Origin of the sequence: Brooklawnia sp., from assembly GCF_049651565.1 — a bacterium.
Classification (GTDB): Bacteria; Actinomycetota; Actinomycetes; order Propionibacteriales; family Propionibacteriaceae; genus Brooklawnia.
The window spans coordinates 1-24813 of record NZ_JBASCI010000210.1 but is presented as its reverse complement, the minus strand read 5'-3'; the positions used below and the strand labels follow the sequence as shown (position 1 = coordinate 24813).

At 67.2% G+C, this 24813-nt stretch carries 22 protein-coding genes and 4 tRNA genes; 5 read left to right on the top strand and 21 right to left on the bottom strand.

Annotated elements, in window-relative coordinates; translation table 11 throughout:
- Window positions 1–118: 118 nt before the first annotated feature.
- The 11 genes from rpsG to WBL05_RS09815 all read right to left on the bottom strand — a co-directional run bounded on the left by rpsG (window position 119) and on the right by WBL05_RS09815 (window position 13521).
- A complete protein-coding gene (gene rpsG / locus WBL05_RS09865; RefSeq protein WP_424225571.1) occupies window positions 119–589 on the bottom strand; it encodes a 30S ribosomal protein S7 in 471 nt (156 codons plus the stop codon).
- Entirely contained in the window at window positions 589–960 is a 372-nt protein-coding gene (gene rpsL / locus WBL05_RS09860; protein WP_424225569.1) for a 30S ribosomal protein S12, read from the bottom strand. Before rpsL ends, rpsG begins: the two co-directional genes overlap by 1 nt.
- Window positions 961–1313: 353 nt before the next feature.
- On the bottom strand, window positions 1314–5204 hold the full coding sequence (locus WBL05_RS09855) for a DNA-directed RNA polymerase subunit beta' (RefSeq protein WP_424225567.1): 3891 nt from the start codon (window positions 5202–5204) through the stop codon (window positions 1314–1316).
- Between the two features lie 53 nt (window positions 5205–5257).
- Window positions 5258–8746, bottom strand: a complete 3489-nt coding sequence (locus tag WBL05_RS09850) for a DNA-directed RNA polymerase subunit beta (RefSeq protein WP_424225566.1) — start codon at window positions 8744–8746, stop codon at window positions 5258–5260.
- Window positions 8747–9125: 379 nt separating this feature from the next.
- Window positions 9126–9512, bottom strand: coding sequence for a 50S ribosomal protein L7/L12 (gene rplL / locus WBL05_RS09845; protein ID WP_424225565.1), 387 nt, complete (start codon window positions 9510–9512; stop codon window positions 9126–9128).
- Window positions 9513–9526: 14 nt separating this feature from the next.
- Window positions 9527–10219, bottom strand: a complete 693-nt coding sequence (gene rplJ / locus WBL05_RS09840) for a 50S ribosomal protein L10 (protein ID WP_424225590.1) — start codon at window positions 10217–10219, stop codon at window positions 9527–9529.
- A gap of 312 nt (window positions 10220–10531) precedes the next feature.
- Window positions 10532–11245, bottom strand: coding sequence for a 50S ribosomal protein L1 (rplA, locus tag WBL05_RS09835; RefSeq protein WP_424225563.1), 714 nt, complete (start codon window positions 11243–11245; stop codon window positions 10532–10534).
- A gap of 112 nt (window positions 11246–11357) precedes the next feature.
- A complete protein-coding gene (rplK, locus tag WBL05_RS09830) occupies window positions 11358–11786 on the bottom strand; it encodes a 50S ribosomal protein L11 (protein WP_424225561.1) in 429 nt (142 codons plus the stop codon).
- Between the two features lie 100 nt (window positions 11787–11886).
- Window positions 11887–12723, bottom strand: a complete 837-nt coding sequence (gene nusG, locus WBL05_RS09825; protein ID WP_424225559.1) for a transcription termination/antitermination protein NusG — start codon at window positions 12721–12723, stop codon at window positions 11887–11889.
- Window positions 12724–12740: 17 nt separating this feature from the next.
- Window positions 12741–13325, bottom strand: coding sequence for a preprotein translocase subunit SecE (gene secE, locus WBL05_RS09820; protein ID WP_424225557.1), 585 nt, complete (start codon window positions 13323–13325; stop codon window positions 12741–12743).
- A gap of 123 nt (window positions 13326–13448) precedes the next feature.
- Window positions 13449–13521, bottom strand: a tRNA-Trp gene (locus WBL05_RS09815).
- A 144-nt stretch (window positions 13522–13665) separates the two neighbouring features.
- Here WBL05_RS09815 and WBL05_RS09810 point away from each other — a divergent pair.
- Complete coding sequence (locus WBL05_RS09810) at window positions 13666–14859, top strand: amino acid aminotransferase (protein ID WP_424225556.1); 1194 nt, start codon at window positions 13666–13668, stop codon at window positions 14857–14859.
- Window positions 14860–15053: 194 nt separating this feature from the next.
- Window positions 15054–17036 carry a 2-oxo acid dehydrogenase subunit E2 gene (locus tag WBL05_RS09805; RefSeq protein WP_424225555.1) on the top strand — a complete coding sequence of 661 codons (1983 nt, stop codon included), beginning with the start codon at window positions 15054–15056 and terminating at the stop codon, window positions 17034–17036.
- Window positions 17037–17188: 152 nt separating this feature from the next.
- Here the strand turns inward: WBL05_RS09805 and WBL05_RS09800 are convergent, their stop codons facing one another.
- The 6 genes from WBL05_RS09800 to WBL05_RS09775 all read right to left on the bottom strand — a co-directional run bounded on the left by WBL05_RS09800 (window position 17189) and on the right by WBL05_RS09775 (window position 19685).
- Entirely contained in the window at window positions 17189–18355 is a 1167-nt protein-coding gene (locus tag WBL05_RS09800; protein ID WP_424225554.1) for a UDP-N-acetylmuramate dehydrogenase, read from the bottom strand.
- Window positions 18348–18767 carry a MaoC/PaaZ C-terminal domain-containing protein gene (locus WBL05_RS09795; RefSeq protein WP_424225552.1) on the bottom strand — a complete coding sequence of 140 codons (420 nt, stop codon included), beginning with the start codon at window positions 18765–18767 and terminating at the stop codon, window positions 18348–18350. The genes WBL05_RS09800 and WBL05_RS09795 overlap by 8 nt, the downstream gene beginning before the upstream one ends.
- Window positions 18764–19195: an FAS1-like dehydratase domain-containing protein gene (locus WBL05_RS09790; RefSeq protein WP_424225550.1), complete on the bottom strand. Its 432-nt coding sequence runs from the start codon at window positions 19193–19195 to the stop codon at window positions 18764–18766. The genes WBL05_RS09795 and WBL05_RS09790 overlap by 4 nt, the downstream gene beginning before the upstream one ends.
- Before the next feature lie 78 nt (window positions 19196–19273).
- Window positions 19274–19444, bottom strand: a complete 171-nt coding sequence (rpmG, locus tag WBL05_RS09785) for a 50S ribosomal protein L33 (RefSeq protein WP_424225549.1) — start codon at window positions 19442–19444, stop codon at window positions 19274–19276.
- 39 nt (window positions 19445–19483) lie between these two features.
- Window positions 19484–19556, bottom strand: a tRNA-Met gene (locus WBL05_RS09780).
- Between the two features lie 56 nt (window positions 19557–19612).
- Window positions 19613–19685 (bottom strand) — tRNA-Thr (locus WBL05_RS09775).
- 153 nt (window positions 19686–19838) lie between these two features.
- On the opposite strand from WBL05_RS09775, the gene WBL05_RS09770 reads away from it, so the two are divergent.
- Both WBL05_RS09770 and WBL05_RS09765 read left to right on the top strand, forming a co-directional pair.
- Window positions 19839–20759, top strand: a complete 921-nt coding sequence (locus tag WBL05_RS09770) for a pseudouridine-5'-phosphate glycosidase (protein WP_424225548.1) — start codon at window positions 19839–19841, stop codon at window positions 20757–20759.
- Window positions 20760–21031: 272 nt separating this feature from the next.
- Window positions 21032–21247, top strand: coding sequence for a hypothetical protein (locus WBL05_RS09765; RefSeq protein WP_424225546.1), 216 nt, complete (start codon window positions 21032–21034; stop codon window positions 21245–21247).
- Window positions 21248–21299: 52 nt separating this feature from the next.
- Here WBL05_RS09765 and WBL05_RS09760 read toward each other — a convergent pair.
- Window positions 21300–21381 (bottom strand) — tRNA-Tyr (locus WBL05_RS09760).
- A gap of 87 nt (window positions 21382–21468) precedes the next feature.
- On the opposite strand from WBL05_RS09760, the gene WBL05_RS09755 reads away from it, so the two are divergent.
- Entirely contained in the window at window positions 21469–21960 is a 492-nt protein-coding gene (locus tag WBL05_RS09755; protein WP_424225544.1) for a YajQ family cyclic di-GMP-binding protein, read from the top strand.
- 12 nt (window positions 21961–21972) lie between these two features.
- Here the strand turns inward: WBL05_RS09755 and WBL05_RS09750 are convergent, their stop codons facing one another.
- The 3 genes from WBL05_RS09750 to WBL05_RS09740 are packed head-to-tail and all read right to left on the bottom strand — an operon-like array spanning window position 21973 to window position 24691.
- The gene (locus WBL05_RS09750; protein ID WP_424225542.1) at window positions 21973–23940 is read right to left on the bottom strand and encodes an ABC1 kinase family protein; all 1968 of its coding nucleotides are present in this window, start codon (window positions 23938–23940) and stop codon (window positions 21973–21975) included.
- A gap of 1 nt (window position 23941) precedes the next feature.
- The gene (locus WBL05_RS09745) at window positions 23942–24202 is read right to left on the bottom strand and encodes an RNA-binding S4 domain-containing protein (RefSeq protein WP_424225540.1); all 261 of its coding nucleotides are present in this window, start codon (window positions 24200–24202) and stop codon (window positions 23942–23944) included.
- 60 nt (window positions 24203–24262) lie between these two features.
- Window positions 24263–24691, bottom strand: coding sequence for a hypothetical protein (locus WBL05_RS09740; RefSeq protein WP_424225538.1), 429 nt, complete (start codon window positions 24689–24691; stop codon window positions 24263–24265).
- Between the last annotated feature and the right edge of the window lie 122 nt (window positions 24692–24813).

Here is a 24813-nt window from a genome sequence, read left to right as displayed (position 1 = left end):
ATTCTGTTCGTGTGGATGTCTTCTCGGGTGAAATCGTTCAGATTGTGTTCGACTGCGCTTGACCGGAGCCGGACATGCGAAGGGTCGCCCCCAGGGACAGAGGGCGACCCCAGGCGAGTCACCAGCGGTAGTGGGCGAAGGCGCGGTTGGCCTCTGCCATCTTGTGGGTGTCCTCACGCTTCTTGACCGTGGCGCCCAGACCGTTGGAGGCGTCCAGGATCTCGTTCATCAGCCGCTCGGACATGCTCTTCTCGCGGCGGGCGCGGGCGTAACCAACCAGCCAACGCATCGCCAGCGTGTTGGCCCGGGCCGGCTTGACCTCGACAGGCACCTGGTAGGTGGCACCGCCGACGCGCCGGCTCTTCACCTCGACAGACGGCCGGACGTTGTCCAGCGCCTTCTTGAGGGTCTGTACCGGGTCGACGCCGGTCTTCTCGCGGGTGCCCTCGAGGGCGGTGTAGACGATGTTCTGCGCGACGGTCTTCTTGCCGCCCAGCAGGATCTTGCTGACCAGTTGCGAAACCAGCGGCGAGCCGTAGACCGGATCAACGACCACGGTGCGCTTGGGCGCGGGACCCTTGCGAGGCATTACTTCTCCTTCTTCGCGCCGTAACGGCTGCGAGCCTGCTTGCGGTTCTTGACGCCCTGGGTGTCGAGGGCACCGCGAACGATCTTGTAGCGAACACCAGGCAGGTCCTTCACACGACCGCCACGCACCAGCACCATCGAGTGCTCCTGCAGGTTGTGGCCGACTCCGGGGATGTAGGCGGTCACTTCGATGCCGGAGCTGAGCCGAACCCGGGCCACCTTGCGCAACGCCGAGTTCGGCTTCTTGGGCGTGGTGGTGTACACCCGGGTGCACACGCCGCGACGCTGGGGGGAACCCTTGAGCGCGGGCGTCTTGTTCTTGTTGACCTTGTCAGTGCGGCCCTTGCGGACCAGCTGCTGGATTGTTGGCACCTGCTGGTATCTCTTTCCGTTGTGTGGCGACCGCCGGATGCAGGCGTCACCGCATTGTCTTCTTCCCTGGCTGCGAGCCTGGTTCCGCCACCGGGAGGTCACCGTTCTCCCGGGTTCGCAACTGGCGTCGCCGTGCGAACTCCGCACTTGTCCCAGGCTCCTCGCAAACGTTTAGGTGCCGGGCTCAACGCCAGGGTACGCACATGGTGCCGGACATGCCGGGCACGACGTGCCACTCTACCTGCCCGGTCCCGGTCGGTCAAAAACTCTTGCCACAGCAAGAAGGGCACCCACCGTGGTGGTGGATGCCCTCTTGCTCAACCGGGCCGGCGGTCGCCGGCCGGCGCGACAGATCAGCGCAGGTCGCGGTAGTCCATGTCGTCCAGCGGGACGGCGGCCCCGGTGCCCGAGCCGAAGTCGTAGTCGAACGCGTCATAGCTGAGCGTGTACGCGTTCGCTCGCGCATCGGCGGTGGGCTCGACCCGGATGTTGCGGTAGCGGTCCAGGCCGGTACCAGCCGGGATCAGCTTGCCGAGAATGACGTTCTCCTTCAGGCCGTGCAGGGTGTCCGACTTGCCGTTGATGGCCGCATCGGTGAGCACCTTGGTGGTTTCCTGGAAGGACGCCGCGGACAGCCACGAGTCGGTCGCCAGGCTGGCCTTGGTGATACCCATCAGCACCGGACGGCCCTCGGCCGGGCGCCCGCCCTCGGTGAGCGCGGTGCGGTTGGCCTGCTCGTAGGTCTGCCGGTCGACCAGCTCACCGGGCATCATGTCGGTGTCACCGGAGTCGATGACCGTGATCCGGCGCAGCATCTGCCGAATGATGATCTCGATGTGCTTGTCGTGGATCGGTGCGCCCTGGGTGGCGTAGACCCGCTGCACCTCGCTGACCAGGTGCTCCTGAACCTTGCGAACACCCTGGACGCGCAGGACGTCCTGCGGGTCGATGGTGCCGGCGGTCAACTGGTCGCCCACGTTGACGTGGTCGCCGTCGGCGATCGAGTGCCGCAAACCGTTGGCGTCCTCGAACTCGAGCCGGGCGCGCCGGGGCACCAGGTACTCCACGTCGGCCTGGCCGTCGTCACGGACGATGACCAGCTTGCGGCCACGGCCGGTGTCCTCGATCTTGACCCGGCCGTCGGCCTCCGCGATCGGCGCCTTGCCCTTCGGCGTGCGGGCCTCGAAGAGCTCGACGACGCGGGGCAGGCCCAGGGTGATGTCGTCCCCGGCCACACCACCGGTGTGGAAGGTACGCATCGTCAGCTGGGTGCCGGGCTCACCGATCGACTGGGCGGCCTGGATACCGACCGCCTCACCGACGTCGACCAGCTTGCCACCAGCCAGCGAGCGTCCGTAGCACATCGCACAGGCGCCGGTGGCGGCCTCGCAGGTGAGCACCGAACGCACCTTGACGCCGGTGATGCCGGCCGCGATCAGCAGCGGGATGTGCTCCTCGGCCAGGTCGGTGCCGGCCGGGACGATCACCTCGCCGGTCTCGGTGACCGCGTCGACGGCTAGGTTGCGGGCCAGTGAGCTGGTCTCCAGCGCACCGACCGGCCGCAGCGTCCCGGTCTCGTCCAGCACGGCGATGGTCTTCGTCAGGCCACGCTCGGTGCCGCAGTCGGATTCGCGGATGATGACGTCCTGGCTGACGTCGACCAGCCGGCGGGTCAGGTATCCGGAGTCGGCGGTGCGCAGTGCGGTGTCCGCCTGCCCCTTTCGGCCACCATGGGTGGAGATGAAGTACTCCAGCACCGTCAGGCCTTCCCGGAAGTTCGACTTGATCGGCCGGGCGATGATCTCACCCTTGGGGTTGGCCACCAGGCCTCGCATGGCGGCGATCTGACGCATCTGGGTCATGTTGCCGCGGGCACCGGAGTTGACCATCATGTAGATCGGGTTGGTGGTGGAGAAGTTCTTCTCCATCGCCTCGGTCAACTCGCTGGTCGCGTCGGTCCAGATCTGGATCAGTTCCTGACGACGCTCGTCGTCGGTCACCGCGCCCCGCTCGTAGAGCCGGTCGATCTTGGCGGCCTTGGCGTCATACCCGGCCATGATCTCGGCCTTGTTCGGCGGGGTCTGGACGTCGCCGATGGACACGGTCACACCGGAGCGGCTGCCCCACCGGAAGCCCATGTCCTTCATCTCGTCGAGCACCTGGGTGACCACGGTGCGCGGGTACTGCTCGGCCAGCACGTTGACGATCGCGCTCAACCGCTTCTTGCCGACGTGCTCGGTGACGAACGGGAAGTCGTCGGGCAGCGCCGCGTTGAAGGTGATCTTGCCCAGCGTGGTCTCGATCAGCACCGAGCCATCGGCGCGGACCTGGTCGGCCAAGTGGGCCGGCACCGCGATGTCGCGCATCCTAACCCTGATCCGGGAGCGCATGTCGATCTCGCCCAGGTCGTGGGCCATGACCGCCTCGGCCGGCGAACTGAACACCCGTCCCTCACCGGGCAGGCCGTCCATGTCCATCGTCAGGTAGTACATGCCGATGATCATCTCGTGGCTGGGCAGGGCGACCGGGCGCCCGTCGGCCGGCTTGAGGATGTTGTTGCTGGACAGCATCAGGATCCGGGCCTCGGCCTGCGCCTCGGCGCTCAACGGCAGGTGGACCGCCATCTGGTCGCCGTCGAAGTCGGCGTTGAAGGCCGCGCAGACCAGCGGGTGGAGCTGGATGGCCTTGCCCTCGATCAGTTGCGGCTCGAAGGCCTGGATGCCCAGGCGGTGCAGGGTCGGTGCGCGGTTCAGCAGCACCGGGTGCTCCTTGATGACCTCCTCGAGCACGTCCCAGACCTGCGGACGCTGCCGCTCCACCATGCGCTTGGCGCTCTTGATGTTCTGGGCGTAGTTCTGCTCGGCCAGCCGCTTCATCACGAACGGCTTGAACAGCTCCAGGGCCATCTGCTTGGGCAGGCCGCACTGGTGCAGCTTGAGCTGCGGGCCGACCACGATGACCGAACGGCCGGAGTAGTCGACGCGCTTGCCGAGCAGGTTCTGACGGAACCGGCCCTGCTTGCCCTTCAGCATGTCACTGATCGACTTCAGCGGACGGTTGCCCGGTCCGGTGACCGGACGGCCGCGGCGTCCGTTGTCGAACAGCGAGTCGACGGCCTCCTGCAGCATCCGCTTCTCGTTGTTGACGATGATCTCGGGTGCGCCCAGGTCGAGCAGCCGCTTGAGCCGGTTGTTGCGGTTGATCACGCGCCGGTACAGGTCGTTCAGGTCGGAGGTGGCGAACCGGCCACCGTCCAGCTGCACCATCGGGCGCAGGTCCGGCGGGATCACCGGGACGCAGTCGAGCACCATGCCCAGCGGCGAGTTGTCGGTATCGATGAACGCGCGCACCACCTTGAGCCGCTTCAGGGCGCGGGTCTTGCGCTGGCCCTTGCCGGTCTTGATGATCTCCCGCAGCGAGTCGGCCTCGGCCTGCAGGTCGAAGCTCTGCAGGCGCTTCTGGATCGCCTCGGCGCCCATGTAGCCCTCGAAGTACTTGCCAAAGCGGGCCTTCATCTCCCGGTACAGCACCTCATCGCCTTCGAGGTCCTGCACCTTGAGCGACTTGAACCGCGTCCACACGGTGTCGAGCCGGTCGAGGTCGCGCTGGCTGCGGTCGCGCAGGTGCTTCATCTCGCGCTCGGCGGCGTCCCGGACCTTCTTGCGCATGTCACGGTCGGCGCCCTCGGCCTCCAGCGTGGCGAGATCTTCCTCGAGCTTGATGTTGCGGGCCTCGAGGTCGACGTCGCGGCGCTTCTCGATCTGGCCGCGCTCCACCCCGACCTTGGCCTCCAGGCTCGACAGGTCGCGGTGGCGGGCCGCCTCGTCGACCGAGGTGATCATGTAGGCGGCGAAGTAGATGACCTTCTCCAGGTCCTTCGGCGCGATGTCCAGCAGATAGCCGAGCCGGCTGGGCACGCCCTTGAAGTACCAGATATGGGTGACCGGGGCGGCCAGCTCGATGTGGCCCATCCGCTCGCGGCGCACGTTGCTGCGGGTCACCTCGACGCCGCAGCGCTCGCACACGATGCCCTTGAACCGGACCCGCTTGTACTTGCCGCAGTAGCATTCCCAGTCGCGGGTCGGCCCGAAGATCTTCTCGCAGAACAGCCCGTCGCGCTCCGGCTTCAGGGTGCGGTAGTTGATGGTCTCCGGCTTCTTGACCTCACCGAAGCTCCACTCCCGGATCTGGTCGGCAGTCGCCAGGCCGATGCGAAGCTGATCGTAGGTGTTGACGTCCAGCACTTGTTGTCTCCCGTAGATGGGTCGTTGGTCGATTGAGTGTGGGGTCTGAGTGATCAGACTTCGTCGACGATGGCGAACGAGTCGGCACCCGGACGACGGGACAAGTCGATGCCCAAGTCGTCGCTGGACCGGTAGTCGTCCTCGCTGTCGCGAAGTTCAACCACCGCGCCGTCGCTGCTGAGCACCTCGACGTTCAGGCACAAGGACTTCATCTCCTTGACCAGCACCTTGAACGACTCCGGGATACCCGGTTCGGGGATGTTCTCGCCCTTGACGATCGCCTCGTAGACCTTCACCCGGCCGGGCACGTCGTCGGACTTGATGGTGAGCATCTCCTGCAGGGCCCAGGCTGCGCCGTAGGCCTCCAGTGCCCAGACCTCCATCTCGCCGAACCGCTGGCCACCGAACTGCGCCTTGCCGCCCAGCGGCTGCTGGGTGATCATCGAGTACGGGCCGGTCGAGCGGGCGTGGATCTTGTCGTCGACCAGGTGGTGCAGCTTCAGCATGTACATGTAGCCGACACCCACCTTCTCGGGGTAGGGCTCACCAGACCGGCCGTCGTACAGCACGGCCTTGCCGTCGGCGTCCACGATCCGCTCGCCGTCGCGGTTGGGCAGGCCGTGGGCCAGCAGGCCGGCGATCTCGTCCTCCTCGGCACCGTCGAAGACCGGGGTGGCCAGCCGCGAGTGCGGGCCGACCTGGCCGAGTCCGACCTCGCGCAGCCGCTCGGCCCAGTCACCCTCGGCCTGGGTGATGTCCCAACCCGAGTGGGCGATCCAGCCGAGGTGGGTTTCCAGCACCTGGCCGACGTTCATCCGGGACGGCACACCCAGTGGATTGAGGATGATGTCGACCGGGGTGCCGTCCTCCAGGAACGGCATGTCCTCGGCCGGCAGGATCTTCGAGATGACGCCCTTGTTGCCGTGCCGGCCGGCGAGCTTGTCGCCCTCCTGCACCTTGCGCTTCTGGGCGACGTAGACCCGGACCATCTGGTTGACGCCGGGCGGCAGGTCGTCGCCGGCCTCCTCCCGGTCGAAGACCCGGACACCGATGACGGTGCCGGCCTCACCGTGCGGCACCTTCATCGAGGTGTCGCGGACCTCGCGGGCCTTCTCGCCGAAGATGGCGCGAAGCAGCCGCTCCTCAGGGGTCAGCTCGGTCTCGCCCTTCGGGGTGACCTTGCCGACCAGGATGTCGCCGGTGCTGACCTCGGCGCCGATGCGGATGATGCCGCGGTCGTCGAGGTCGGCCAGCATGTCGTCGGACACGTTGGGGATGTCGCGGGTGATCTCCTCGGGCCCAAGCTTGGTGTCGCGGGCGTCCACCTCGTGCTCCTCGATGTGGATCGAGGTGAGCACGTCCTCGCTGACCACCCGCTGGTTCAGGATGATCGCGTCTTCGTAGTTGAGGCCCTCCCAGGGCATGAACGCCACCAGCAGGTTGCGGCCCAGCGCCAGCTCGGCGTGGTCGGTGCACGGCCCGTCGGCCAGCGGGGTGCCGGGCTCGACCCGGTCACCCGGGTTGACGATCGGGCGCTGGTTGACGCAGGTGCCGGCGTTGGAGCGGCGGAACTTCTCCAGCCGGAAGACCTGGTAGGTGCCGTCGTCGTTGGCCACCTCGATCAGGTCGGCCGAGACACTCGACACCACACCCGGCTTGGTGGCCAGGGTGACGTCGCCGACGTCGACAGCGGCCCGGTACTCCATCCCGGTGCCGACGTAGGGCGCCTCGCTGCGCACCAGCGGCACCGCCTGGCGCTGCATGTTGGCGCCCATCAAGGCACGGGACGCGTCGTCGTGCTCCAGGAACGGGATCAGCGCGGTCGCCACCGAGACCATCTGGCGCGGCGACACGTCCATGTAACCGACCTCGCTGGCCGGCACCGCGTCCACGTCACCGTGACGCACCCGTACGATCACCCGGTCCTCGGCCAGCCGGCCGGTGGCATCGAGCTCGGCGTTGGCCTGGGCGATGTTGTAGCGGTCCTCCTCGTGGGCGGTCAGGTACTCGATCTGGTCGGTGACCCTGCCGTCCACCACCTTGCGGTAAGGGGTTTCGATGAAGCCGAAGGCGTTGACCCGGGCGAAGGACGCCAGCGAGCCGATCAGGCCGATGTTCGGGCCTTCCGGGGTCTCGATCGGACACATCCGGCCGTAGTGCGACGGGTGGACGTCGCGGACCTCCATGCCGGCCCGGTCACGGGACAGACCGCCGGGGCCGAGCGCCGACAGGCGGCGCTTGTGGGTCAGCTCGGCCAACGGGTTGTTCTGGTCCATGAACTGCGACAGCTGCGAGGTGCCGAAGAACTCCTTCAACGCCGCGGTCACCGGGCGGATGTTGATCAGCGTCTGCGGCGTGATCGCGTCGACGTCCTGGGTGGTCATCCGGTCGCGGACGACCCGCTCCATCCGGCCCAGCCCGGTGCGCAGCTGGTTCTGGATCAGCTCGCCAACGGTGCGCAGCCGGCGGTTGCCGAAGTGGTCGATGTCGTCAGGCTCGACGATGATCGACATCTCATCGGGACGCTCGAGTTCGGTCCTGCCCTCGTGCAGGGCGCAGACGTACTCGATGGCCGCGACGATGTCGTCGATGGTCAGCACCTGGGTGTCGAACGGCAGGTTCAGGCCCAGCTTCTGGTTGATCTTGTAGCGGCCGACCTTGGCCAGGTCGTAGCGCTTGGGGCTGAAGTAGTAGTTGGTGAGCAGCTGCATCGCGGCCTCACGGGCCGGGGGCTCGCCCGGACGCAACTTGCGGTAAATGTCGAGCAGCGCCTCGTCCTGGGTGGTTACGTGGTCACGTTCCAGGGTCATCCGCATCGAGTCGTACTGGCCGAACTGCTCCAGGATGCGGTCCTCGGTCCACCCCAGCGCCTTCAGCAGCACGGTGACGTTCTGCTTGCGCTTGCGGTCGAGCCGGACGCCCACCTGGTCGCGCTTGTCGATCTCGAACTCCAGCCACGCCCCACGTGACGGGATCACCTTGCAGGTGAAGATGTCCTTGTCGGAGGTCTTGTCGGGGGTCTGCTCGAAGTAGACGCCAGGCGAGCGGACCAACTGGCTGACCACCACACGCTCGGTGCCGCTGATGATGAAGGTGCCCTTGTCGGTCATCAGCGGGAAGTCGCCGATGAATACCGTCTGGCTCTTGATCTCACCGGTCTCGTTGTTCATGAACTCGGCGGTCACGAACAGCGGCGCGGCGTAGGTGGTGTCGCGGTCCTTGCACTCGTCGATGGTGTACTTCGGCTCTTCGAAACGATGGTCGCGAAAGCTCAGCGACATCGTCTGGTTGAAGTCCTCGATCGGGCTGATCTCGTCGAATATCTCCTCCAGACCGGAACGGGTGTTGACGTCGGTGCGACCCTCGGCGAGGGCCTGTTCGGTCTTCGCCTGCCAGGCGTCGCTGCCGATCAGCCAGTTGAACGAGTCGATCTGGAGGTCCAGCAGGTTCGGGACTTCCATGGGCTCTGGGATCTTGGCAAAGGAGATCCGGCCGGTGGTGGAGATGACGTTGGTGTTCGACGCAGTGCGCGAGGTGGCCAAGATGTCGTCCTTCCAGAACTCTCAAGGGTTCTATGCATGCTGAACAACCCATGTCAAGTCATGGGTCACCAAACGCAATTGGGGCAAATAGGGACTGTACACTAACCCACGACCCCACGCAAATCAAACGGTCGCCATTGACCGAGTCGATCTTGCCCCAAGCAAGGTGTCTGGCCAAGCCCCACCAGGGGACCCACCTCGTACCACGCCATTTCAGCAGCTTGTCCGGCCCCCGGTCAAGCCCGAATCGGTGCCTGATCGCAGCCAGCCCGGCTGCGGCGGTGCGGGCGTGGCTGCGGGGGTGGGCGCGAACGCAACCCACCCCCGCAAACCGGTAGCTGCCGGTCTCAGGCCCGGCGCTCACCCAGTGACCGTTGATTCACTTGAGCGTGACGGTGGCGCCCTCTGCCTCCAGGGCGGCCTTGGCCTTCTCGGCGTCGTCCTTCTTGGCGTTCTCGAGGACGGCCTTCGGGGCCGACTCGACGAGGTCCTTGGCTTCCTTCAGGCCCAGGCTGGTCAGCGACCGCACGGCCTTGATGACGCCGATCTTCTTGTCGCCGGCGGCCTCGAGGATGACGTCGAACTCGGTCTTCTCCTCGACCTCCTCGACCTCCTCAGCGGCGGCAGGAGCCGCGGCCGCCATCGCGACCGGGGCGGCGGCCTTGACGTCGAAGGCCTCCTCGAAGGCCTTCACGAACTCGGACAACTCGATGAGGGTCATCTCCTTGAACTGGTCAAGCAGGTCCTCGGTGCTCAGCTTCGCCATCTTGGCGTCCTTCCTTACTCTTTCGATGCAGCGTCAGCCGCCGCGTCAGTGGTGGCCGCAGCAGCATCGGCTGCTTCGGATGCCGGGGTTCCGGCAGTGTCCTCGGCGGGAGCCGAGGCAGTGACGCTTTGCGCGTCGTCCGACTTCTGGTCCACGGCGGCCGGCGTGCCGGCGCCGCCGATGGCTGAGGGATCCTCCTGAGCCTTGGTCTCCAGCGCGCCGAGCAGCTGCGCGGCCTGGGTGAGCGGCGCGGCGAACGTGCCTACCGCCTTGCTGAGGGAAGCCTTCATGGCACCAGCCAGCTTCGACAGCAGCACCTCACGCGACTCGAGGTCGGCGAGGGTCTTGACCTGGTCGGCGTCGAGGACACGGCCCTCGAGGACGCCGCCCTTGATGACCAGAAGCGGATTGGCCTTTGCGAAGTCCCGTAGGCCCTTCGCCACCTGGGCCACGTCACCCCTGATGAAGGTGAACGCGGTCGGCCCGGTCAGCTGGTCGTCGAGTCCGTCGATACCAGCCTGCTTGGCGGCGATCAGGGCAAGGGTGTTCTTCGCAACGGCGTAGCTGGCGTCCTCACCCAGGGACCGGCGAAGGTCCTTGAGGTTCTTGACGGTGAGTCCGCGATACTCGGTCAGCACGACGGCCGCGCTGCTGCTGAATTCCTCTTGCAGTTGCGCGACCGCGGCCGCCTTGTCAGGCCTCGCCATTGGGTCTCCTTCCCACTTCTCGTAGTGTCGAAGCCCCGGTCGAGGCACTCCCCGGGCAAGAAAAAACCCGGCGACGCAGGCGTCCCGGGCAATCGGGCGGCCCAGCGGGCAGCCCTTCGGCTGGTTCACCTGCGCAGGCGTCCTTGGCGGACTTTCAAGTGCGAACTACCGGCGGTCTTCGGCTCCCGACATGTTAGTCGTGGTTGCCCGGCACACCAAATCGCCGGCACCATCGCGTCCGCCGCGTGCCGGGACGGCAACGAGCCCCCGCCACATCAGCGGGGGCTCGTCGGCTGGCGCGAACCTGACTGGTCAGGCGGTGGCCTCTTCCTTCACCGGCTTGGACGCGACCGGGTCGAGGCGCACGCCTGGACCCATCGTGGTGGAGACGGTGATCTTGCGCACGTAACGACCCTTGGCGGTACTTGGCTTGAGCCGGGCCACCTCCTCCATGGCGGCGCGGTAGTTCTCCAGCAAGGCCTGCTCGCTGAAGCTGGCCTTGCCGACCATGAACTGCAGGTTGGCGTGCCGGTCGACCCGGAAGTCGATCTTGCCGCCCTTGATGTCGGAGACGGCCTTGGCGACGTCCATGGTGACGGTGCCGGTCTTCGGGTTGGGCATCAGGCCACGCGGGCCGAGGATTCGGCCCAGGCTTCCGACCTTGCCCATCAGGTCGGGGGTGGCGACCACCGCGTCGAAGTCCAGGTAGCCTCCGGCCACCTTCTCGATGAGCTCGTCGGAGCCGACCTCATCGGCGCCGGCCGCGGTGGCCTCGGTTGCCTTCGGGCCCTGGGCGAAGACGAGGACCCTCGCCGTCTTGCCAGTGCCGTGAGGCAGGTTGACCGTGCCGCGGACCATCTGGTCGGCCTTGCGGGGGTCGACGCCGAGTCGCATGGAAACCTCGACCGACTCGTCGAACTTCCCGGCCGGGTACTGCTTGATGATCGCGATCGCTTCTTCGGGGGTGTAAAGCTGGGTGCCGTTCCGCAGCTCGGCCGAAGCGCGGTAGCGCTTGCTGTGCTTCATGCTGGTTCCTTTCGCTCAGCCTCGTGGGCTGATCCACCAGATCCTGGTCCGGATGCACGTCCTGCCAGGTGATTGTTGTTGTGGCGCACCGGATCACTCCGGGGCGGGAGCCTCACTCGACGGTGACGCCCATGGAACGCGCGGTGCCCTCGACCACCTTCATGGCGGACTCGACGTCGTTGGCGTTCAGGTCGGGGAGCTTGGTGTTGGCGATCTCGCGGACCTGGTCCCTGGTGATCCTGCCGACCTTCTCCTTGTTCGGCTGCCCCGACCCCTTCGACAACCCGGCGGCCTGCTTGATCAGTTCGGCGGCTGGTGGGGTCTTGGTGATGAACGTGAAGGTCCGGTCCTCGAAGATCGTGATCTCTACCGGGACGATGGTGCCGCGCTGGGCTTCGGTGCGGGCGTTGTAAGCCTTCACGAACTCCATGATGTTGACACCGTGGGGGCCGAGCGCGGTACCGACTGGCGGTGCCGGGGTCGCGGCACCCGCCTGGATGGCGATCTTGACGACCGCCGCTACCTTCTTCTTGGGAGGCATGTTGGGTCCTTTTCCATTCCTTGTTGAGTGATCGCAGCAGTGGGTGTTCGGCGGACGCCCGGTTGCTGCGGGCCGTCTGGCGACAGCAGCAGAACCTCGGTCAAACTACCTTCTGGATCTGCGGGAAGGTCAAGTCTACCGGGGTCTCGCGACCGAGGATTTCGACCAGGGCCTTCACCCGCTGGCTGTGCGGGTTGATCTCGGTGAGGGTGGCGTGCACGCCGGCGAACGGCCCGTCCACCACGGTGACCGAGTCGCCGACCTGGTAGTCGACGACCTCGACCTTCTTGCGCCGCCTGGCGGGGGCCTGGCTGGCCGCCGCCACCTTGGCCTGCACCGACGGGGTGAGCATCCGCTCCACCTCGGACAGGTCGAGCGGCACCGGCTGGTTGGCGTGGCCGACGAAGCCGGTCACCGACGGGGTGTGGCGGACCGCCGCCCAGGACTCGTCGGTGAGGTCCATCCGGACCAGCACGTAACCGGGCATGAAGGTGCGGGTGACGTTCTTCTTCTGGCCGTTCCGGATCTCGACGGCCTCCTCGGTGGGGACGAGGGTCTCGAAGATGTAGTCCTCCATGTTGAGGGTCACCACGCGGGCCTCGATGTTCTGCTTGACCCGGTTCTCCATGCCGGAGTAGGTGTGCACCACGTACCACTCCCCCGGCTTGGCCCGAAGGTCGGCGCGCAGTTCCTCAAGCGCCTTCTCCAGTGCCTGGTCGGGTTCCTGGTCGGCGTCCTCGGCCTGTTCGGACTCGTCGCCGAACTGGTCGAGGTCGAGGTTCAGCTCGACCTCGTCGGTTGCGGCCTCGGAGAAGTCGCCAAAGTCGAGGTTGATCTCGATCTCATCGGTCTCCGGTTCCGGCTCATCGGTGAAACCCGTGGCCAGGTCGATCTCGTCCGGTTCGGGGGTCTGGTTACCGTTCGGTTCAGTGGTCATGTCTCCTCCTTCGCCGGTCAGCCGAGCACCGTGAGCAACAGCCAACCGAATAGTGCGTCGAGGCCTGCGACGAAGAACATGACGAACAACACGAAGGCCAGCACCACCAGGAAGTAGCGCCACAGGGCATCGCGGGTGGGCCAGACCACCTTCTTCAGCTCGCCGACCGACTGCTTGACGAACAGCGGCGGGGTGGTGCGCTGCTTGTGAGCCGCCTGGTGGGCCTCGGACTGCTTCGGCGTTGGCCGGGCCTTCTTCACCGGGGCCACGGTCAGGTTGCGCTTCACCGGCTGCGGACGCGACGACTTCGCCTGGCGGACGGCCCGGGTGGCGTCGTCCAGTTGCTCCTCGTCGGCGATCTCGACGTCCGCCGGGTCGCCCTTGTCGGGGGTGTCGTCGACCTCGTCGACCGCCTCGGTGAGTTCTTCTGCCTCGGTTTCGTCGGGGGCGACCTCGATGGGGGTTTGCGGCTCGAGGTCTTCACGAGCCAGGTCGGCGCCCTCGGGCGTCAACAGCTCGTCCCGCTCGGCGTCGGCCGACGAGTTGGCACGCGCGTCGGCGGCGTCGCCGCGCCGCTTTCGGGGCCTGCTGCTATCAGCCACTTGCGTCCTCCACAGATGCCATGTGCGTTTGCTGGGTTGCACCGCCCCAGCACATGACGCCTGGAACGTGTCTTGCGTCCAACTGGCCGCGCGCGGCTGGTGCCAGCACCCACGGCCGGTTCGCAGGGCAAGAGGGACTCGAACCCCCAACCGCCGGTTTTGGAGACCGGTGCTCTGCCAATTGAGCTATTGCCCTTCGGTTGCGACCCCCAGCGCGAGCCGCCTGCAGGCAGGGCTCGACCGTGGCAGCCGCCACCAAGAAAGGAAGTGTACTCGTTCGGGCTCGACATTGCGAAACCGGATCGGGCGGTAGCCTAAGGCGAGACGAAAGGGAACTGCCATGTCGTTGTTCAGCCAGGTTGAGCTCGCTCCAGCCGACCCCATCCTCGGCCTGACCGAGAAGTTCAACGCCGATACGCGTCCCCACAAGGCGAATCTTGGCGTCGGGGTGTATCAGGACGAGACCGGCCGGCTGCCGTTGCTGAAGTGTGTGGAGGCCGCCGAGCAGCGCCTGGGGCAGCGTCCCAAGCCGCGTGGCTACCTGCCGATCGACGGGCTGGGCAGCTACACCGCCGAGGTGAAGTCGCTGGTCTTCGGTGCCAACTCAACTTTGCTGGCCGCCGACCGAGTGGTCACCATCCAGGCGCTGGGCGGCACCGGGGGGCTGAAGGTCGGCGCCGACTTCCTGAAGCGGCTGTCCCCCGCCGCGTCGGTACTGATCAGCACGCCGTCGTGGGAGAACCACCTGGCGTTGTTCACCCGGGCGGGCTTCCGGGTCGAGAACTACCGCTACTACGACGCCGAACGCCGCGGGATCGACTTCGCCGGAATGCTGGCCGACCTAGCGGACGCCGCGCCGGGGACGATCGTGGTGCTGCATGCCTGCTGCCACAACCCGACCGGATACGACATCGATCGCGCCCAGTGGGAGCAGGTCATCGACGTGGTGGCCGACCGCGGGCTGGTGCCGTTCATCGACATGGCCTACCAGGGGTTCGCCGAGGGTCTCGAGCCGGACGCCTGGGTGGTGCGTCGGTTCGCCGAACGGATCGACAGCTTCTTCGTCGCCACCTCGTTCAGCAAGAGCTTCGGCCTGTACGGCGAGCGGGTGGGCGCGCTGTCAATTGTCTGCGCGGACGCCGAGCAGGCCCGGCGGGTGCGTTCGCAGGTGAAGATCGTGATCCGCACCAACTACTCCAATCCCCCCACCCATGGCGCGCAACTGGTTGCCACCGTGCTGGCGGACGCCGAGCTGCGGGCGACGTGGGAGGAGGAGCTGAGAGGCATGCGGGTCAGGATCCAGCAGGTCCGCGACGACCTGGTGCAGCAACTGCAGACCCTTGGCGTCGACGACATGGGGTTCATCGCCGAGCAGCGCGGCATGTTCAGCTACTCCGGGCTCAGCAAGGACCAGATGCTGCGGCTGCGCGAGGAGTTCGGGGTCTACGGCACCGACGCGGGTCGCATCTGCGTGGCGGCGGTCAACCCCACCAACCTGGAGCACGTGGCGAAGGCCATCGCCGCAGTTCGCTGAGGCCGCGGCTCGTCCCTGGGTGACTGACGGAGGATCCGGTCGCGTTGTGAGGTCTGCCGCTGCCGCGCGAAGGCCCTGCTGCGAAAGACCGAAAGATCGCCCAGGCTCGTGGTCATCGGTTATCCCAGCGAACCACAGGGCATGGGCCCGGCAGCGTCTGTTGGGCCCTGGGAAGGGTTGCAGCAGCCATCGGCTTGGCGGTCGCCGTGGATGCCGGGCTGGTGGTGCCGGTGATTCGAGACGCCGATCAATACGAACTGGCGGCGTTGGCCAGCATGACGGCCGATCTCGCGGCGCACGCGATGACCCGGCAACTGGGGTTCGACGACTACTCAGGTGGCACGTTCAGCGTCACCAGCCTGGGCGGTCAGGGTGTGGACATGTTCACCCCGATCCTGAACGCGCCAGAGCCGGCGATCATGGGGGTTGGACGGGTCAAGGAAGTGGCGGTGCGGACTCCGGACGGATTCGCTTGGCGCTCACAGCTGACGTTGAGCCTGACCATCGACCACCGGCTGATCGACGGCTATCCCGGGGCGTTGTTCCTGGCGGACGTGGCCGCCCTGCTCGGCCACCGAACCAGCTGTAGCCCAGGCAAAGGGCTGAGTCGACTCACGGTTGGGTCGGCCCAGTTCCCGGCGGCAATCCCGGCCGCTGCATCCGTCTGTTCTGGAGCACGTCGGTCCACACCCCTGCCCGGTCGTTCCCGCGGTAGGGTCCCAGGGGATCGCTGCGGGGTCCTGGTGGTGGAGGCAGGAATTGTCGGACCCGGCGGGTTGAATGCGGTCATGGTGACCAACGACACGATCACAGCCGACCAGGCGCAGACACTCGGGCGGCGGATGCAGCAACTGGCGGCCCGGCAGGCCGAACTCAGCCACGATTTCCTCAGCACCCTCGGCGAGTTCGACGCGTGCGGCGCTGTCAAGCACTTCCGGGACATCAAGTCCACCGCCCACTACGTGGCGTGGGCCTGCTCGATGAGCGCCGGCACCGCCCGCGAGCACGTCCGAGTGGCCCGCGCCTTGCGCCGGCTACCCCGAGTGGCCGAACTGATGTCCCAGGGCCGACTGTCCTACTCCAAGGTGCGCGAACTGACCCGCATCACCGACACCGTCGACCAGGACGCCCTGTGCGAACTGGCCCTTGAGATGACCGCCTCCCAACTCGCCCGCACCATCGCTGCCTACCGCACCGCCGCCGGCAGCCGCATCCAACAACTCCACAAACGCCGCCTCACCACCACCAGCCACCCCGACGGTATGACCCGGATCACCATCGTGCTACCTACCGAACAAGCCGCCCTGATCACCGCCGCAATCGAAGCAGCCACCCGCCGCAATCAGGAACCTGACACCGACCCCGACACGGGCCCCGCAGACGTTCCCGCGGGAACGCCCACCCCACCGGTCAGCCCGCCGGACCGGGTGCAGGGCATCCTCGACGTCGCCGCAAGTTACCTCGACACCCTGCCCGGCGAACCCACCGACGACCACGCCATGGTCATCGTCCACGTCAACACCAACCAACTGGCCAACCCCCCAGCCGAGGCGACCACACCCGACCAGCTGGTCTGCCACGTCGAAGGCCACGGACCAATCGAACCAGCCACCGCCCAACGACTCACCTGCACCGCCACCCTGCTCGGCGCCCTACTCACCCCCGACGGCGACGTGCTCCGACTCGGCCGAACCCGCAGGCTGGCCAGCCGCGCCCAACGCCGAGCCCTGCGCATCCGCGACCACAACACCTGCCAATACCCCGGCTGCCACCAAACCCGGCACCTCGACGCGCACCACCTCACCCCATGGTCCCAAGGCGGCACCACCGACCTGGACACCATGATCCTGCTGTGCCGACGCCACCACACCCACATCCACGAAGGCGGCATCCGGATCACCCGCCAACCCGGTCACCGGCACCGCTACCACTTCGCCCTGCCCGACGGCCGACCCATCACCGACACCTGGCTCACCCGGATCCACCCCGACAACCTCGACCGGATGCTCGCCGAACACAACCGAACCCGACCACCCGAACCCACCACCGCCGACCCCACCAGGATCTTCCCACCCAACGCCGGCACCGGATTCAACCTCCACGAGTGCGTCCGCGTCCTGTTCGACATCCAACAACCCACACCCACCGCCCCCACCCAGCAACGTGGCGCCGCCTAGGACAACGGGCCTCCCAGAGGCCTGAACCGGGCGAGCCGGCATACGTCGGCAAGTAGCGGAAACCCGACACAGATTGTCACCGCTAACCCGAAGTTAGGTGCAGGTCAAGGCCTGGTCCGCCAGCCCGTGACCGGAGATCTGCCGCGGCGTTCTCACAGCTCCAGGCCGACCAGCACCGGCTCCGGCACCAGCCAGATGCCGAACCGGTCGTGCACTCCGGCGCGCACCTCGCGGGCCAGGGCCGCGACGTCCGCCGTTGACGCCCCGCCCTGGTTGGTGAGGGCGAGCACGTGCTTGCTGGACAGCCTGGCCGGGCCGGTGCCCGGGTAGCCCTTGTTGAACCCGGAGTGGTCGATCAGCCAGGCGGCCGAGGTCTTGACCCGCCCGTCCGGCTGGGCGAAGCGCGGCGCGCCAGCCGGCAACTGCTCCGCCACTTCGGGGGACACGATCGGGTTGGTGAAAAAGCTGCCCGCCGACCAAGTGTCGTGGTCGGCCGGGTCGAGCACCATGCCCTTGCTGGCACGCAGTTCCAGCACCGCCTGCCGCACGTCCTTGGCCGGCACCCGGGTACCCAGCTCCACCCCCAGGCTGGCCGCCAACTGCGCGTAGCGGATCGGCTCCGAAAGGCTGGCCAGCCGGAACTGGAACCAGGTCTCCAGCACCACATAACGCCCAGTGGCCTGGTGCGCCTGCCGCGACCGCTTGAAGACGGAGTCGCGGTAGCCGAACTCGCACCTGTCGGCGGTGAAGGTCTTGTAGGCGTTCTCCTGCCGGTCCCACGTCCGCACCCGGGCCAAGGTGTGCGAGACATCCTGACCGTAGGCGCCGACATTCTGGATCGGGGTGGCGCCGACCGACCCGGGGATGCCGCTGAGCCCCTCGATGCCGGCCCACTCCTGCTCGATGGTGTAGGCGACCAGGTCGTCCCACGTCTCCCCCGACTTGACCCGGGCCTGCGATCCGCCGCAGTCGCTCACCTCGGCGTCCAGGCCGTGGGTGTCGATCAGCACCACGGTGCCCTCGAAGCCCTCGTCGCTGACCAACAGGTTCGAGCCGCCGCCCAGCACGAGCAGGGGCTCACCGGCCGCGTCGGCCTCCCGCACCGCCTCGACGATCTCGGCGTCCGTGGTGGCGCGAACCAGCTTGCGGCTCGGCCCGCCCAATCGGAAGGTGGTGTGCTCGGACAGCACGGTCGAGTCGCTGCGCAGGTGGTCCGGCAGTTCGCCGGTCATCCGCGCAACGCTGCAGGACGTCACCTCCATCGTGTCGTCGTCCTCAGGCGCGGTGAAGTAGTCGGTGAAGTCGAGCAGGTCACGCATCTCGTCGTACCTCGGCCTTGGCGGCCCCCAGCACCTTGTCACCGTTGTGGGTGGCCTCGATCGCGATCGTCACCAGGTCGTCGGTCACGGCGCTCACCTGGGCGCGCACCTCGACGGTGGTGCCCTCGTCGTCGTCCGGCACCGGCACCGGAGCCACGAACCGGACGAAGTAGCTGGTCACCTGCGCCGGGTCCGACACCCAGTCGGTGACGATGCGCAGCGCGGCGCCCATCGTCCACATGCCATGGACGACTACCCCGGGCAGGCCGATCGCCTGGGCGAACCGGTCGCTGTAGTGGATCGGGTTGAAGTCGGTGGACGCCCCGGCGTAGCGAACCACGTCGGTCCGGGTCAGGCGCAGGTCAAGCCGGGGAAGCTGGTCGCCGACGGCGACGGCGCTCAGGTCGGTCATTCCGCAGCCTCCTGTCGGGTGTGGATCAACTGGCTAGTCGCGGTGCCGAGCGGTTCGCCGTCAACGGTGGCCAACTCCACCCCGATCGTCACCATGTCGGTGTTGCCGCGGTTGCGCACCCGCTCGATGGTCAGGGTCGCCACCACGTCGTCTCCCTCGCGCAGCGGCCGGACGATGTCGAAGCGCTGGTCGGCGTGCATGGTTCGCTGCAGCGCAAGTCCGAGCTCGGGATCGCCGAACAACGCACCCCAGGCCTGAGCCGCGATTACCGCGGCGAAGGTGGGTGGGGCGATCGGCCCGTCCGCGTCGAAGTAGGCGGGATTCTGGTCACCGAGCGCGGTGGCGAACTCGGCGATCTTGGCTCGACTCACCCGGTAGGGTTTGGTTGCCGGATAGGAGCGTCCCACATGGTCAGCGGTGATTGGCACGCCTCTACGCTAGCCCAGTGGCGAAAAGACGGCCGCCCGCGAATGCAGACGGCCGCCAGTTGGCTGTTCGGCGAAACCTCAGCGGGTCTCGCGGTGCAGGGTGTGCTTGTTCTCGCGCTTGCAGTACTTCATCAACTCCAGCCGGTCGGGGCTGTTCCGTCGGTTCTTCTTGGTGATGTAGTTGCGTTCCTTGCACTCCGTGCACGCCAGAGTGATCTTGGGACGGATGTCCTGTGCCTTCTTCGCCATGCTGGCCTCTCTTCCGTCTCGTGCCGGATGTCCGTGTCGTAGCGGGAGCGGGACTCGAACCCGCGACACAGCGATTATGAGCCGCTTGCTCTACCGCCTGAGCTATCCCGCCATTTCGTTGGGCCCGGGACGCCAGGCTGCGCGGTGAGCAGCCACCCGGTGCAACGGAGCCCCGATGCGGAATTGAACCGCAGACCTCGTCCTTACCAAGGACGCGCTCTACCATCTGAGCTATCGGGGCCAGCCGACGAACCAATGTATCGGATGACCAGACTTCAGCTCAAATCGGCGGGACGAACAGTTGGCGTCGCGTTCGGTGCGCAAGAATCGGACGAACGGCCTGCAGATGGGCGTGCTCGGCGGCCCAGACCCTGGTCATGCCGAAGGAGGAAAAGTGGCACTTCGCTTCAGCCCGTTGGTGCGGGACGCCCTGGACCACGGCTACCCGGTCGTCGCTCTCGAAACCGGCATCATCACCCACGCACTACCCCGACCGCTGAACCTGGAGACCGCACTCGGCGTTGAGCAGCAACTCCACTCCGCCGGCGTGGTACCCGCGACCATCGGCTTCATCGACGGCGACGCAGTCATCGGCCTGACCGAGGCCGAACTCACCCGGCTGGCCGAGGACACCTCCGCGGTCCGGGTGTCGATGCGTGACCTGCCGTACTGCCAGACCATGGGATGCACCGGCGGTGTGCCGTTGGCGTCCGCCCTGCACCTGGCGCACCGGGCCGAGATCCAGGTCTGCGCCACCACCGGGCTGGGCGGCGTGCACCGGGCCCACACGGTCGGCGTCGCGCTGCAGGAGTCCAGCGACCTCACCTCGTTGGCGTTGCACCCGTTGGTGGTGGTCACCGCAGGGGTGCGGCCGATGCTCGATCTGGCAGCCACGCTGGAGCGGCTGGAGACGATGAGCGTGCCGGTGCTGGGCTACCGCAGCAGCGAGTTCGCCGGCTTCTACGTCGCCAGCTCGGGGTTTCACGTCGACCATCGGGTGGACGACCCGGGCCAGATCGCCGACATTGCCGGCGCCCGCGATGAACTGGGTCTGACCCAGTCGCTGGTCATCTCGAATCCGGTCCGGCGGGAACGTGAGGTGCCGCACTACGACGAGCGGCTGGCTGAGGCGGCGCAGATCGCGTCCCGGCACGGTGATGCCGGCGAGGATGACACCCAGATCCTGCTGGCCAGCCTGGAGGAGGCCACCGGCGGCATAGCCTGGAAGGTGAACACCGAGATCTACCGCCAGAACGTGGCGCTGGCCGCCGAGATCGCCAAGAAGATGGCGACTACCCCCCGGTACACCGACTAGCAGGTTTCCGGCATCGGTCGGCGTCATGAGTGGCCTGGGCTGGCTGTTGGTCGTGGCGCTACTGCTCTCGCTCGTCGCGGGCGTGCTGCTGGTGCGGCGGGTCATGCGGCGTCCCCGGCCACTGATCAACCCGGCTGACGAGGCCGAGCTGGACGCCATCTTCGCCGAGGTCGCCCATGACGCCGGCCTGCCGGCTCTGGTCCGGCTGGCCCAGCGACTGCAGCGGATGTCGGCCCGCAGTGTGCCGTTGCGCTGGGTACGGCCGTCGGCGGTTGCGGGGCCGTGCCCGGCTGGGTTTCGCCGACGGCACCGTGGTGGTGGCCCGCAGCCACGGTCAGGGAATGTTCGGCGTCCTGGCCCGGCATACCGCGGACGGCGACGTCCGCCCCGGGAAAGTGGTGCTGCGGGACGAGTGGATCGAACTGGAACTGGTCTGGCCGGGCAGGCGGATGGTGGTCGACGTGCTCGGCACCGACCAGGCCGACTGAAACTCCCGGAGAGCAGAACACCCGGCCGTTCGGGATCGACCGGGTGTGGCGGTGGCAGCTGATGGATTCGAACCATCGTAGGCGATGCCGACGGTTTTACAGACCGCTCCCTTTGGCCACTCGGGCAAGCTGCCGTGCTGTCTACCAGCGAGGAATGACGATAGCAGACGGGCCGCCAGCCGGAAAAGTCGGGCCCGCCCGAGGGCTGGCAGGATTGATCCATGGCAGCAGAGAACTCATTCGTCATCGTCAGCAAGGTCGACCGGCAGGAGGTCGACAACGCGCTCAACCAGGCCGCCCGCGAGGTCGGGCAGCGGTTCGACTTCAAGGGCACCGACGCGGCCATCAGGTGGTCGGGTGACGAGATCGCCATGCAGGCCAGCGGAGAGGAACGGGTCAAGGCGGTCTGGGACGTGTTCCAGAGCAAGCTGGTGCGCCGCGGCGTCGACCTGAAGTCGGTGCACGCCAGCGAGCCGAAGCTGTCCGGCAAGCTGTGGCACATGACCGCGTCGATGCAGAACGGCATCTCGCAGGAGAACGCCAAGAAGATCAGCAAGCTGATCCGCGACGAGGGTCCCAAGGGTGTCCGGGCACAGATCCAGGGCGACGAACTGCGGGTCAGTTCCAGGAAACGGGACGACCTGCAGGCCGTCCAGCGGCTGGTCAAGGACGCCGACTTCGACTTCGCGGTCCAGTTCGTCAACTACCGCTGAGCGCCACGACGGTCAGGTGCGGCGTCCGAAGACCATCGCTACCGACCGCAGGGCCAGCACCAACCCGGCGAAGCCGAGCAGGAAGCCGAGGATGTCGTAGACGCGGAACGCGTACAGCACCGGCCCACCGCTGGATGACAGCAGCAGGATGGCGCCGACCACCGCGAAGCCGGACAGCATCGCGACCACGATCTGGTTGGCCAGCCCGGTCAGGAAGTCCCGGTCGTCGGGATGCGAGACGATCCGGATGTGGCTGGTGAACCGGCCGTTCTGCAGGTCCTCGGTGATCCGGTTCAACCGCCGCGGCAACTGGGTGAGCAGCGGCAGCGCCCGCACCGCCTGGTTCGACAACTGCTTGCGAACCCCTTCGCTGGAGATGTCGCCCACCACGTCTCGGGACAGGTTCCGTGCGGCGGCGATCAGGTCGAGCCTGGGATTCAGGATCTTCAGCGTCCCCTCCAGCGACCCCAGCGACCGCAGCGCCAACGTGATGTTACTTGGCACCGCCATGCCCTGCTGCAGCACCACCTTCAGCACCGCCTGGAAGAACGCCAGGCTGCCGCCGGTCGCGCGTCCTCGCACCCGGGTGATCAGCACCCCCATCGCCCGCTCCAGGCCACGCTCGTCGAGGTTGTCGTCGTGGTCGAGCAACTCCAGCACGGCATCGGTGGCCAGCCCGGGGTCGTCGGCGTCCACCGCCCACAGCAGCAGCGCAAGGTTCCGGCGGGCGGACGCGTCCAGCCGCCCCACCGAACCGAAGTCGAGCAGCCCCACCTCACCGTCGGGCCAGATCACCACGTTGCCGGAGTGCAGGTCGGCGTGGAAGACGCCCTGGTCGAGGATCTGGCCCAGCACCGCCCGCAGCAGCGTGTCAGCGCTCTCGCGGCGCACCTGGTTGGGCAACTCCTGCACCACCTCAGCCGCGCGCGCCAGTGGGACGCCGTCGAAGCGCTCCATGACGATCACTCGGTCGGTGCTCAGTTCGTCGTACACCTGCGGGACGCGCACCCCGCCGGCGGCCAGTCCGGGTCGCAGGGCAGACATGTTGTCGATCTCGGTTGAGTAGTTGAGCTCGTCCCGCACCGACTGGGCGAAGCCGTCGACGATCTCGACCACCCCGATCTGGCGGGCCCACGGAGCGTTACGTGCCATGGTGCGACCCAGCCGCTCCAGGATCTGCAGGTCGGTCTTCACCTGCTCGGCCGCCCCGGCGCGCTGCACCTTCACCACCACCGACCGGTCGGCGTCCAGCACGGCGGCGTGCACCTGGGCCACCGACGCGGCCGCCAGCGGTGCCGGGTCGATCTGCAGCCGCTCCAGCCGGCCACCCAGTTCGTCCTGCAGCACCGTGCGGACGACCCGGTAGTCCTGTGGTTCGGCGTCGATGGTCAGCTTGGAAAGTTCGTTGATGAACCCGGCGGGCAGCAGGTCGCTGCGGGTCGACAGCATCTGGCCGAGCTTGACGAACGTGACGCCGATCTCCTCCATCGCCCGGCGCAGCGAGACCGCGGTGGTCTGCTCCGGGTTGATCACGCCCCGCAGTGGTGCGGTCAACCCGTACTTGCCGAGGATGCCCATGATCCGCAGGTAGCGGCCGGTGCGGCGCAGTCGGGCACCCCATCCGGTGAGCATGGCGCGCAACGTCGGCATCGACCCGGTCGGGATGATCACCTCCAGCACCATCACCACCAGCAGCGCCATCACGAACACCGCCAGCAACGAGGCGATCCCGATGATGGTGACGGTGGCCGCGTCGGCGGCTGTCATGTTCTCGGTCTCGAACGAGAACGGCGCCAGCGTGGGCAGCGAACCGATGATTGCCGACACGATCAGGCTCACCAGCAGGGCCCGGGACGCAGAGACCTGGATGCCCAGCACCCGGCGGCTGGTGCGGGCGACCAGCCAGGCGATGAGCAGCAGGGTGAGCAGTCCGATGACCAGACCGCCCAGGCCCCGGGTCACGGCGTCCCAGAAGCTCATCTCAACCCACTCTCACCGTCTGCTCGAAGTACTCGGTGGTCACCGTCACCAGTTCGCCGCCGTGCAGTTGGCGTCCTCGCTGGGTCTCGATCCGGCCGTCGACCTCCACGTCACCGGCGGTGATCAGCTCCCGGGCTTGGGCGCCGGACTCGGCCAGGCCTGCGAACTTGAGGAACTGACCCAACCGGATCGTCCCGCCGACCTCGACGGTCGGGAACTGGTCGCCGGTGGCTGTTGCGTTGTCGTCGTCGGCATCGCGCATGTGCCGATACTGACACACCCGCCCGCCAGTTCCGGCCCGGTTGACCCGTCCACCGCATGCTCAGTGCGTACCCAGGTGTTCGGGCAGCGAGATCAGCAGGGTGGCCACCCCGAGCAGCAGCAGGCTCAGCACCAGCCAGAGCGCCGTGACCGGGTCGGTCGGGCTGAGCACCGTCGACGAGACGGCGATCCAGCCAAAGGCCAACCCGAGCACCGGCAGCAGCATCAGGCAGATCGCGCCCGCCCGCACCCGTCCGGTGTCGCGGATGATCGAACCGACGCTGGCACCCCAGCCGACCACCGAACCCAGCGCGGCGAAACCGATCAGCCAGATGCCGGCCTGCTGCATCCGCAGGTGGTCGCCGGCCCGCAGCGAGGCGTCCAGCAGGAACCAGCCGAGCACCGCCAGTACCACCGCCGACCACCAGCCGATCAGGGCGATCACCGCAGGTCGGCTGCGGAACCGGTGGCGCTGGTCGTGGCGGCTCATGAGTTTCTCCTATGTCAAGCGGCCACCGAGATGCAAGTCCCGAGGGTCGCTTCGTGGTCGGTTTTCAGGGTGTTGTAGACGATGCGGGCGAGGCGTCGTTTCAAGCAACGCAACGCTTCGGA

What these genes read in the sequence shown, in the direction of transcription:
- rpsG (WP_424225571.1), bottom strand. Translation starts at nt 589, where the DNA reads ATGCCTCGCAAGGGTCCCGCGCCCAAGCGCACCGTGGTCGTTGATCCG.
- rplL (WP_424225565.1), bottom strand. Translation starts at nt 9,512, where the DNA reads ATGGCGAAGCTGAGCACCGAGGACCTGCTTGACCAGTTCAAGGAGATG.
- rplJ (WP_424225590.1), bottom strand. Translation starts at nt 10,219, where the DNA reads ATGGCGAGGCCTGACAAGGCGGCCGCGGTCGCGCAACTGCAAGAGGAA.
- rplA (WP_424225563.1), bottom strand. Translation starts at nt 11,245, where the DNA reads ATGAAGCACAGCAAGCGCTACCGCGCTTCGGCCGAGCTGCGGAACGGC.
- rplK (WP_424225561.1), bottom strand. Translation starts at nt 11,786, where the DNA reads ATGCCTCCCAAGAAGAAGGTAGCGGCGGTCGTCAAGATCGCCATCCAG.
- nusG (WP_424225559.1), bottom strand. Translation starts at nt 12,723, where the DNA reads ATGACCACTGAACCGAACGGTAACCAGACCCCCGAACCGGACGAGATC.
- WBL05_RS09810 (WP_424225556.1), top strand. Translation starts at nt 13,666, where the DNA reads ATGTCGTTGTTCAGCCAGGTTGAGCTCGCTCCAGCCGACCCCATCCTC.
- WBL05_RS09800 (WP_424225554.1), bottom strand. Translation starts at nt 18,355, where the DNA reads ATGCGTGACCTGCTCGACTTCACCGACTACTTCACCGCGCCTGAGGAC.
- WBL05_RS09795 (WP_424225552.1), bottom strand. Translation starts at nt 18,767, where the DNA reads ATGACCGACCTGAGCGCCGTCGCCGTCGGCGACCAGCTTCCCCGGCTT.
- rpmG (WP_424225549.1), bottom strand. Translation starts at nt 19,444, where the DNA reads ATGGCGAAGAAGGCACAGGACATCCGTCCCAAGATCACTCTGGCGTGC.
- WBL05_RS09755 (WP_424225544.1), top strand. Translation starts at nt 21,469, where the DNA reads ATGGCAGCAGAGAACTCATTCGTCATCGTCAGCAAGGTCGACCGGCAG.
- WBL05_RS09750 (WP_424225542.1), bottom strand. Translation starts at nt 23,940, where the DNA reads ATGAGCTTCTGGGACGCCGTGACCCGGGGCCTGGGCGGTCTGGTCATC.
- WBL05_RS09745 (WP_424225540.1), bottom strand. Translation starts at nt 24,202, where the DNA reads ATGCGCGATGCCGACGACGACAACGCAACAGCCACCGGCGACCAGTTC.
- WBL05_RS09740 (WP_424225538.1), bottom strand. Translation starts at nt 24,691, where the DNA reads ATGAGCCGCCACGACCAGCGCCACCGGTTCCGCAGCCGACCTGCGGTG.